Source organism: Deinococcus planocerae, from assembly GCF_002869765.1.
Lineage (GTDB): Bacteria > Deinococcota > Deinococci > Deinococcales > Deinococcaceae > Deinococcus > Deinococcus planocerae.
In genome coordinates this window covers 1-1,347 of record NZ_PNOR01000087.1, presented here as the reverse complement: position 1 = coordinate 1,347, position 1,347 = coordinate 1, and the positions used below count along the sequence as shown (strand labels likewise).

General features: G+C 64.8%; 1 protein-coding gene. It reads right to left on the bottom strand.

Annotation, left to right across the window (positions count from 1 at the left end; all coding sequences use genetic code 11):
• Window positions 1-26: 26 nt before the first annotated feature.
• Window positions 27-1,322, bottom strand: a complete 1,296-nt coding sequence (locus A7B18_RS21075) for an IS701 family transposase (RefSeq protein WP_180970292.1) — start codon at window positions 1,320-1,322, stop codon at window positions 27-29.
• Between the last annotated feature and the right edge of the window lie 25 nt (window positions 1,323-1,347).

The window sequence follows — 1,347 nt, the reverse complement described above, 5'->3', positions numbered from 1 at the left end:
CAGGACTTTGTCACTTCCGTTCAGGCTCATGGGGACGCTCCCCGCAGTTGTTCCCCGCAATGCGGACACCGATCGAGCCGGACCTCCTCCAGGGTCCGGCTCGCTTCTCGCCGGGCCTGTGGCAAGGTCACGACCTGCGCGGTGCCGCAGGTCGCGGTGCGTACAGTCTGCAAGAACAGCATCGTCAACATCACCAACGCCACGTGATGCGTCAGGCCCCGCCACGATCGCCCCTCGAAGTGATCCAACCCCAACTCTTCTTTGGCCTGCTGGTGCAGCGTTTCGCACGACCAGCGCGCCTTGAGGTCCCGAACGATCTGCGCCTTGGAAGTGCTCGCTGAGTGATTGGTGACGTAATACTTGAGCTCACCACCCCGACGCTTTTCCCCGACCACCCACACCAGCTCGCCGGGGAGATGGCGTCCCCGCGCGTCCTCGACACCGTCAGCGATGCGCGCTCGTACCACGACCCAGCGCGACTTCTTGCCGCCCTTGACCGTGTGCCAGTGGTGCGGGGGTAAGGCATGCAGCACGTCCCTGACGGGACGTGCCTGCTCACTCGGGACCGGATGCTTGCTGGGTCGTCCCTTTCCCTTGACTCTGGGCGGCGGGTCGTGGCTGGTCACATGCTCGCCGAACACCTTCTGGTGCCCCACGACACCCACGGCCCAGGTGAGGCCCCGGGTGGTGAGCGCCTGACGGAACTCTTTGCTGACGCCGTACCCGGCGTCAGCCAGCACGACCCGGAACGTGACCCCCTGCGCTCGGACCCGGTCGAGCTCTTCCAGGGCGAGCTCGCCCTTCGACTTGTACCTTTGGAGATCCTCGGGTACGCCTGCCAAATGGCAACGATCTGGATCGTCCGTCCAGCCCCTGGGCAGGAACAGCCGCATGCCCAGCGGCGCGAAGACGCGCTGGTCGGCCAGGGTCAGGGTCACCAGCGCCTGACAGTTGGCGAGTTTTCCGAGCGCACCGCAGTATTGGTGAGCGACGCCGACGCTGTGCTCGCCACTCTTGGGCAGAGCCGTGTCATCGATGATCAGGACGGCGTTTTTGCCGCCACAGAGCGACTGAGCACGTTCGGCCAGGAGGCGTTCAAGCGGGTCGGTGGCCCAGGGACTAACGTTCAGGAAGTGGTGGAGGCTTTGATACGGCTGCCCGACATGCTCGGCAATGGGCTCAGTGCTCTTTCGTTCCAGAGGGGCGAGCAGGCCCCGAACGTATCTGGGGAGGCAGGTGCGCTGCTTGGGATGGTCGAAGATTTTCAGACAAGGAGACAGGAAGTCGGAAAACGACCGCTGCCAGTTGTGGGGGACGGGCACGCCTGCCAGGATCGGTCACCACGGC